10 protein-coding genes are annotated in these 8082 nt (G+C 66.5%); 5 read left to right on the top strand and 5 right to left on the bottom strand.

Going from position 1 to position 8082, the window contains the following annotated elements; all coding sequences use genetic code 11:
• Window positions 1–2 precede the first annotated feature (2 nt).
• On the bottom strand, window positions 3–1232 hold the full coding sequence (locus AB0876_RS05555; protein ID WP_526041435.1) for an Rv1453 family transcriptional regulator: 1230 nt from the start codon (window positions 1230–1232) through the stop codon (window positions 3–5).
• 100 nt (window positions 1233–1332) lie between these two features.
• Between AB0876_RS05555 and AB0876_RS05560 the strand changes: the two genes are divergently transcribed.
• Window positions 1333–2811 carry a flavin-containing monooxygenase gene (locus tag AB0876_RS05560; protein WP_491842502.1) on the top strand — a complete coding sequence of 493 codons (1479 nt, stop codon included), beginning with the start codon at window positions 1333–1335 and terminating at the stop codon, window positions 2809–2811.
• Window positions 2812–2821: 10 nt separating this feature from the next.
• Here the strand turns inward: AB0876_RS05560 and AB0876_RS05565 are convergent, their stop codons facing one another.
• Entirely contained in the window at window positions 2822–3655 is an 834-nt protein-coding gene (locus tag AB0876_RS05565) for a class I SAM-dependent methyltransferase (protein ID WP_491842503.1), read from the bottom strand.
• A 103-nt stretch (window positions 3656–3758) separates the two neighbouring features.
• Between AB0876_RS05565 and otnI the strand changes: the two genes are divergently transcribed.
• Entirely contained in the window at window positions 3759–4544 is a 786-nt protein-coding gene (gene otnI, locus AB0876_RS05570; RefSeq protein ID WP_526041436.1) for a 2-oxo-tetronate isomerase, read from the top strand.
• A gap of 4 nt (window positions 4545–4548) precedes the next feature.
• Here otnI and AB0876_RS05575 read toward each other — a convergent pair whose 3' ends face one another.
• Genes AB0876_RS05575 through AB0876_RS05585 form a run of 3 tightly spaced genes read right to left on the bottom strand, consistent with a single transcriptional unit; the run spans window position 4549 to window position 6925 of the window.
• Window positions 4549–5064 (bottom strand): DUF1697 domain-containing protein, encoded by a 516-nt coding sequence (locus tag AB0876_RS05575; RefSeq protein WP_526041437.1) that lies wholly within the window; start codon window positions 5062–5064, stop codon window positions 4549–4551.
• Between the two features lie 17 nt (window positions 5065–5081).
• Window positions 5082–6068 carry an alpha/beta hydrolase family protein gene (locus AB0876_RS05580; protein WP_526041438.1) on the bottom strand — a complete coding sequence of 329 codons (987 nt, stop codon included), beginning with the start codon at window positions 6066–6068 and terminating at the stop codon, window positions 5082–5084.
• Window positions 6069–6094: 26 nt separating this feature from the next.
• Window positions 6095–6925, bottom strand: coding sequence for a class I SAM-dependent methyltransferase (locus AB0876_RS05585; RefSeq protein WP_491842507.1), 831 nt, complete (start codon window positions 6923–6925; stop codon window positions 6095–6097).
• Between the two features lie 31 nt (window positions 6926–6956).
• Between AB0876_RS05585 and AB0876_RS05590 the strand changes: the two genes are divergently transcribed.
• The 3 genes from AB0876_RS05590 to AB0876_RS05600 form a co-directional block, all read left to right on the top strand.
• Window positions 6957–7400, top strand: a complete 444-nt coding sequence (locus tag AB0876_RS05590; RefSeq protein WP_003882224.1) for a PPOX class F420-dependent oxidoreductase — start codon at window positions 6957–6959, stop codon at window positions 7398–7400.
• Window positions 7401–7467: 67 nt separating this feature from the next.
• On the top strand, window positions 7468–7638 hold the full coding sequence (locus tag AB0876_RS05595; protein WP_110777269.1) for a DUF5302 domain-containing protein: 171 nt from the start codon (window positions 7468–7470) through the stop codon (window positions 7636–7638).
• Between the two features lie 106 nt (window positions 7639–7744).
• A partial coding sequence (locus tag AB0876_RS05600) for a transposase (RefSeq protein WP_526041439.1) occupies window positions 7745–8082 on the top strand: 338 nt, incomplete at its 3' end.

Raw genomic sequence — 8082 nt, forward strand, 5'->3', positions numbered from 1 at the left:
GGTCAGCCGGTCCGGTTGCCGTGCCAGCGGCGCATATCCAGGGCGACGGCTACCGCGACACTGTTTTCGGCAAGCGGGCGGGGCAGGAGATCGTCGGCGCGGACCAGTCGTCGCAGCAGCGTGTTGCGGTGGAGGTACAGCCGTGCCGCGGCGCGTGAGGCGTTGCACTGTTCGTTGACGAATACCCTTACCGTTTCCAGTAATTCAGGGTCGGCGGTCTCGAGATCGCCGAGATTGCGGCTGACGAACTCGGCGGCACGGTCGGGGTCGGCGGTGGCCAGTGCGACGAGTTCGACGTCGGCGAACCTTGCGATCTGCTGTGTGGAGTGCAGCCGGGCCATCATCTGTTGCGTGGTGATCGCATCGAAGTGGCTGCGCCGGAACCCATCCAGACCGTCGGCCGGCGGGCCGATGGCGATCCGGATGCCGGCCAACTCTGCGGCGGCGCTCGTCAGTGCCTGGAAGTCGTGCTGGATGTCGGCGCCACCTGCGGCCCACACCCACCGGGTGGCGGTGCTGGCCAGCACGCTCAACGGCCGAGGATCGCCGCAGTCCTGGCCGAATGCCTCGGCGGCCCGGTCCAATCCGGACAGGTCGCTCGCCGGGTCCTCGCTCCAGATCACCGCTGCGGTGTGCGTTCCGGTGAGCGCGTGACCCAGACGGGCCTCGGCGCGCTGCCGGGGGATCGGGGCGCCCTCCAGCAGGAGCGCGACGGTCTCGCGCCGCTCGGCGTGGGTGCCGCGGGTCAGGTCGTCGCGTTCCAGGTCGATCTCGGCGGCGATCCCGGCCAGCGTGGCGTCGACGAACGCACTGATGGACTGGGAGCACACGTCGAGCATCTCGTGTAGCTCGCCAGGGTCGGACGTGAGCTCGAAGGCGATCTCCATGAGCCGGCGCCAGGCCACCCCCTCACCGACCCGGTACGCATCGAGCGGGAACTCGCTGACGCCGCGGCGCACCAGTTCCCGCGCGATGCTGAGCGGCTCCGGACCGGTATTCGGCGGCACCGGAGCACCCGGGTCGCGCACATTCGCCGTGCCCCAGAAGAACAGGTTGGCGTGGTTACTGCGGACGACCGCTCCGGCGAGCTCGGGGTCGGACGCGATTGCCGGGCTGGCGGCCAGGACTGCGGCATCGAATTCTTCGAGCCATTCCTGGCGGGGGTTGAGCACAATCTGTGCGCATTGCCGGATCAGGTCCTGCACCCGCGGTGACGGTGGCTTCCACGCCATCCCTCCAGCCTAGTTCGATGGTGCAAAGTGCACCATCAGATGGCTGAGATTTGGTATTTCCGACCTTGGGTGACAGTCGGCCGACCGCAACCATTGAGACATGAACCACACCGAACACGTCGACGTACTGATCATCGGCGCCGGAATCTCCGGCATCGGTGCCGCCTACTACCTGCAGCGTGAACACCCGGGCCGCAGCTACACGATCCTGGAGGCCCGCGGCGCCACCGGCGGCACGTGGGACCTGTTCCGTTACCCGGGCATTCGGTCGGACTCCGACCTGCACACCTTCGGGTACGAATTCAAACCGTGGCGCGACGAGCACGCCATCGCGACCGCCGACAAGATCCTGGCCTACCTGCGCGAGACGGTGTCGGAGAACGGCATCGACCGCCACATCCGGTTCCACCACAAGGTGCTCGGCGCGGCCTGGGACTCCGCGACGGCGTCCTGGACCGTCGACATCGAGCGGACCGGCAGTGACTGCGCGGATCCCGAACTCGTGCAGATCTCGGCGAACTGGTTGTTCTGCGGCGGCGGGTACTACCGCTACGACCAGGGTTACACCCCGAACTTCGAAGGTCAGGACCGGTTCACCGGACGCATCGTGCATCCGCAGCACTGGCCCGAGGACCTCGACTACGCCGGCAAGAAGGTCGTCGTGATCGGCAGCGGTGCCACCGCGGTGACGCTGGTGCCGTCGATGGCGCCGACCGCCGGGCACGTCACGATGCTGCAGCGCTCACCCACCTACGTGCTTCCCGTCCCGGCCAAGGACGCCTTCGCCAACACCGCCAGGCGGCTGCTGGGCGACCGCCTCGGGTATGCCGCGGCCCGGCGCAAGAACATCATCAAGCAACGCTCCGTCTACGTGCTGTGCCAGAAGTACCCGACCGCGGCCCGGTGGCTGATCCAGAAGGTCAATGCCGCCAAGCTGCCCAAGGGGTACCCCGTCGACGAGCACTTCGCGCCCCACTACAACCCGTGGGACCAGCGGCTGTGCGCCGTGCCAGACGGCGACCTGTTCAAGGCCATCAGCAACGGCAGCGCCTCGGTGGTCACCGACCGCATCGCGACGTTCACCGAGAACGGAATCCTGCTGGAGTCCGGTCGCGAGCTCGACGCCGACATCATCGTCACCGCAACGGGTCTCAACATCCAGCTGTTCGGCGGGATGTCGCTGACCGTAGATGGTCAGGCGGCGAATCTTTCCGACACGGTCGCCTACAAGGGCATCATGCTCTCGGGCGTGCCGAACTTCGCCTTCGCCTTCGGCTACACCAACTCGTCATGGACACTCAAGGTCGGGTTGCTCTGCGAGCACTTCTGCCGGTTGTTGAAGCACATGGACGACAACGGTTTCGACGTCGTCCAACCGGAGTTCGCCGGTGGTCAGACCCGCCCGCTCCTGGACTTCGGGGCCGGATACGTGCAGCGTGCCATCGACGAGATCCCCCGCCAGGGCGTCGACGGACCGTGGCAGATGACCATGAACTACACGGTGGATGCCGAGACGTTGCGCAACGGGCCCGTCGAGGATCCTCACCTGAGGTTCGAAAAGTCCTTGGTGGCCGTCTAGTTCGGCGGGCCTAGCCGAACTCCAGTAGTCCCATCACCGGGCGGACGGGGTCGAACAGCGGCAGGTGATAGGTCTGCAGCAGGAGGTTGAAGATCCTGCCGCGTCCCGGCGGCATCGGCAGATCGCGTACCGTCCGCACCCCGGGGACGGTGTTGACCAGATCGGCGAGCTCGTCCGGCGACAGGCTGAACGGCATGGGTGGCACCCGATAGCGCATCGAGGTCGGCATCCCCTTGCGGGTGAGAAACGCGAAGAACGCCGGAGGCAGGTCGAACATCATCTGCCCGCCCGGAAAGCGTTGCGCGCAGGCACGGATCAGTGACATGGACTGCTCTGGCTGTAGATACATCAGCAGGCCCTCGGCGGTGATGAACACGCCGTGATCGGTGTCGACGTGGTCCATCCAGCTGAAGTCCAGTGCCGACTGGGCGCACTGCGTGACCCGGTCGGGCTTGGGTAGCAGCTTGTTGCGGAGCTCGATCATCGGCTCCAAATCGACTGACAACCAGCGGAAGTCATGCCCCAGGCCGGCGGCGTCCAGGCGGTAGAAGCTGGTCTGCAGCCCCTCGGCCAACGCCACCACGGTGGCCTTCGGATGCTCGCGAAGATAGTCGCCGGTGATCCGGTCGAACAACAGTGAGCGCAGGGCCATGTCCTGGCGGCGGGTATAGCCGAACTTGGCGAAATCGAAATCGATCGAGTCGACCAGTTGCACCGCCACCGGATCGTCGATCAGACCGTCCGGGCGGCGCGCCTCGTGCGCGCGCACCTGCAAGGTCAGCAGTGCCGTCTCGGAGACACCGGTGAGCGCGCTGCCGCTGACCTTCTCTGAGCCACCCGTCATGGCGCGAATGTACCCGCGTTCCGGCGGCCGGTGCCAACCCCGTCGACCGCACGCGCAAAGATGACCTCGACCGGTGATTCGGTTCAGCTGGAAGGAGTCCGCCGTGCCACGCTTCGCGGCCAATCTCTCCATGATGTACCCCGAACACGCCTTCCTCGACCGATTCGCCGCCGCGGCGGCCGACGGGTTCACCGCGGTCGAGTTCCTCTTCCCGTACGAGTACCCGGCCGAGCAGCTGCGCGGCCGTCTCGATGCCTGCGGACTGGAGCAGGCGTTGTTCAACGCTCCTCCCGGCGATTTCGGGGCCGGGGAACGCGGCACCGCCTCCCTGCCCGGCCGCGAGGCCGAGTTCCGGGATGGATTCGTCCGCGCACTGGGCTATGCCGAGGCGCTGAATTGCCCACGGGTGCACGTGATGGCCGGCCTGGTCCCAACCGGTGCCGAGCGCGAGGAGCGGCTGGCGCTGTACCGCGACAACCTCACCTGGGCCGCCGATCAGGCCGCAGGCCGTGGCGTCGACGTAATGATCGAACCGATCAACCAGCGCGACATGCCCGGCTATCTGTTGAGCAGGCAGGACGACGCGCACCGCATCGTGTGCGATATCGGGGCGCCGAACCTCAAGGTGCAACTGGACCTGTACCACTGCCAGATCACCGAGGGCGACGTGACGGTCCGGCTGCGGTCGGACATTCCGACCGGTCGCGTCGGGCACCTGCAGATCGCCGGAGTCCCCGATCGGCACGAACCGGACAGCGGAGAACTGGCGATCGACTACCTGCTCGCCGTCATCGACGAGACCGGTTACGAGGGTTGGGTGGGCTGTGAGTACCGGCCCGCCGCCGGCACGAGCGCAGGATTGGGGTGGATGCGAAGAGCGCGCGGGTGACGCCTCAGCGCAGCACCTTTTCCAGGGTCCGCAGATTTCTGGTGGTGGTGCAGGATTTGTAGCGCTTCTTGCCCATGGTCTTGCCGATCGTGCTGCCGAGTGTCGCGGCTCGTGGCACCTGCCAATAGAGCACCCCGTCGCCCCGCTCCACCTTTTGGTCGTCCCCCGGGGGCAGCGCCGCGAGCTCGTCGAGCAGGGCGTCGTCACTCACGAACGTGACATAGGAGTGGTGGTCGGGGACTTCCCGCTCGAACGGATAACCGGCGGAGATCTCCTGCAGCGTGGGGATGTCGTACACCAACACCCAGGCCTCGTAGCCGAAAGCGTCGCGCAATGCCTTCTCAGCCGTGGTGCGGACCTTCGGGGCCTTGGAAGTGCTGTCCAGCAAGACATTTCCGCTTGCCAGAATCGTCTTGACCTCGGTGAATCCGGCCGCCTCCATGGCTTTCGCCACGTCGGCCATCTTGAGATTCACCCCTCCCACGTTGATGCCGCGCAGGAACGCAATGTAGCGGGTCACCGCTCCAGCCTAATCAGTCACTTCACCGGCAGCTGGTCCAATTCGGCCTTCGAGGTGGCGGTGATGAGGTGGAGCACCCGCCGGAAGCTGGGGGAGTGCGTCGACACGATCGACGTGTGATTCTCACCCGGGAGCAATTCGACGCTGGCCCGACCGCCGCGCTTCTTGAGCGCTGCGACGTAGCGCTGCGAATTGGCCGGTGCCACAACAGTGTCGAGAGTTCCGTGCACCGCGATCACGGGCACGCTCGGGTCGAGGTTCTGGATCGGGTCGACCGAGGCGTACCGCTGCGGCACCTGTGCCGGGCGGCCGCCGAGCACCGCGACGATGCGTTTGTCGCCGTGGTCGGCGGCGTAGACCATGTCGAGCGGACCGGCCAGAGAGATGACCCTGGTCGGCCGGAACCGCGGCCGGGATCCGACCTCGTCACCGCGCAGGTCCTGGCGGGTGCTGGCCCATACCGCCAACTGGGCTCCCGCACTGTGCCCCACGACGAGCGCGTCGTCGATGGCCAGCTGCGGATACTGCAGGGCCACCTCGGCGACATAGTCCATGGCGCCGGCCACGTCGTCGAATGTGGTCGGCCACCCACCGCCCGACCCCATCCTGCGGTACTCGATGTTGTAGACGGCCATGCCGCGGCTGCTGAGCTCTCGGGCCAGTCCCTGGAACACCCCCGCGCCCATCGTGCTCTGCCAGCCGCCGCCGTGGATGAGCACCACCAGCGGGACCGAATTGAACGCATGCCTACCGGCGGGCAGGTAGAGATCGGCCCAGTTCTGGTCGGGGTACCGGTCGGTGGGGCCGGCGTCGGACCGGTAGTGGACGCGGGTGACAGTCACGTCGTGCAAAGTGAGGGCCTCGGGAACCACCGCGACCGCAGCGGACCTCTTTTCCGTTTTCGCCTCGGTCGCGCAGGACGGCGTGACACCGACGACGAGCAAAGCGGTGAGCGCGATCAGCGCCCGCCGATACCGCCGGCGATGCAGTCCTGGAATCAGCACAGTCGTCTCTTTCTCGATCCTTCGGGTCAGAAGTCCAATGCCGTGATGGACGGCCTGATGCGGTGGATCGCGCCGATCCGGTCCAGCCACGGCTCGGCGGCCAGCTTGAACAGGCCGCGCCCGGCCTGCATGGGCACGTCCCGGGCTGATCTCACCCCGGCGATGGCTCCCGGTCCCGTCCCGGCCATGGCCAGGCCCTCTTCGGCGGTCAGCGCGAACGGCATCGGCGGCGCGATGTAGCGGTCGGACAGGTGCAGACCCTTGATGGTGCGCCGGCTCACCCAGTGGGGGATCGAGTCGAAGACCATCCGCCCGCCGGGGAACCGTGCCGCGCAGTCGGCGATCAGGCTGCGCACGTCGTCGGGTTCCAGGTACATCAGGAGGCCCTCGGCGGTGATGAACACACCGTCTCCTGCGTCGACGTGGTCCATCCAACTGCGGTCGAGTGCCGACTGGGCCAGGGCGACGATGCGGTCGTCATGAGGCAATAGTTTGTCCCGGATCGCGATCACCGGCGGTAGATCGACTGAATACCAGGTCAATTCGTCGGCCACCCCGGCCTGGTCGAGTCGCCAGAAGCTGGTCTGCAGACCCTCGGCCAATGCCACCACCGCGGCCTTGGGATGCGTCGAGAGGTAGTCGCGGGTCTCGACGTCGAAGGTGCGGGCCCGCAGCGCATGGGCCTGGGTGGGCCTGCCGAACTTGCGGTAGTCGTAGTCGATCGAGTCACGCAGGGCCACGGCCCACGGGTCACGGATCACGCCGTCGGAACGTCTGGCCTCGAGACCGCGGTTGCCCAGGGTCCACAGCGACGTCGCCGAGACGCCGTCGAGGGTGTTGCCGTCAATCACACTCATCGAACCGATGGTAAAGACGTACGCTCGTCACATGGGGCGCCAGGTTTTCGACGACAAGCTTTTGGCCTTGATCGGCGGCAACTCGATGGGAGTTCTCGCGACGATCAAGCAGGACGGTCGTCCGCAACTGTCGAATGTCTCCTACTACTTCGACCCGCGGGCAGTGCAGATCCAGGTGTCCATCACCGAGCCGCGGGCCAAGACCCGCAACCTGCGGCGGGATCCCCGGGCATCCATTCATGTCAGCTCCGACGATGGTTGGGCGTATGCGGTTGCCGAGGGGGATGCGATTCTCACCCCGCCCGCAGCGTCGCCCGACGACGATACGGTCGAGGGGCTGATTGCCTTGTACCGCAACATTGCCGGAGAGCATCCGGACTGGGACGATTACCGGCGCGCCATGGTCGACGATCGCCGCGTGTTGCTGACCCTGCCGATCACGCACGTGTACGGGATGCCGCCGGGCCGACGCTAATGGCGCCGCCGGAGGCGGCAATCAAACCTGATGACTATGGCGGTGTTCGCAGGCTACGCTGCCGCATATGGCTGACGACACTCCGGAAGACGACAACAAGCGCAAATTCCGGGAGGCCCTGGAGCGCAAGAAGGCGCAGTCGTCTGGCGGCGCTGCGCACAAGGACGGCGGGCGTGACAAATCGCGGGCACATGGCCCGGTCGAGAACCGGCGGGAATTCCGTCGCAAGAGCGGGTAGACCGGCCTGTGATCATCAGCGCGGCGGATCGCAGCCACTATGTGGCTGTTGCAGAATCGCCTGCCCGGGTGCGTGACTAGGCGGTCTGTTCTCGAGACACTCGGGTATGGCTCGTGGATATCGCCCGGTGGCCCGGGATCAGGAGTTTCTGTTGCCGCCGAACATGGTCGACTGGTTGCCCGAAGATCATCTGGTCTGGTTTGTGATCGAGGTCGTCGAGCAGCTGGATACGACCGCGTTTCATACCAACCGCAAGCTGGGTCGGGCAGGTCGGCGGGCCTATGACCCGGACATGCTGCTGGCGTTGCTGATCTATGCCTACGCCAGTGGGCAACGCTCCTCGCGGCGTATCGAACAGCTCTGCAGCGACCACGTGGCTTTCCGGGTGCTGTGCGCCCAGGACGCCCCCGATCACACGTCGATCGCCCGGTTCCGCGCCGCCCA

The organism is Mycobacterium sp. NPDC049093, from assembly GCF_040704635.1.
Lineage (GTDB): Bacteria > Actinomycetota > Actinomycetes > Mycobacteriales > Mycobacteriaceae > Mycobacterium.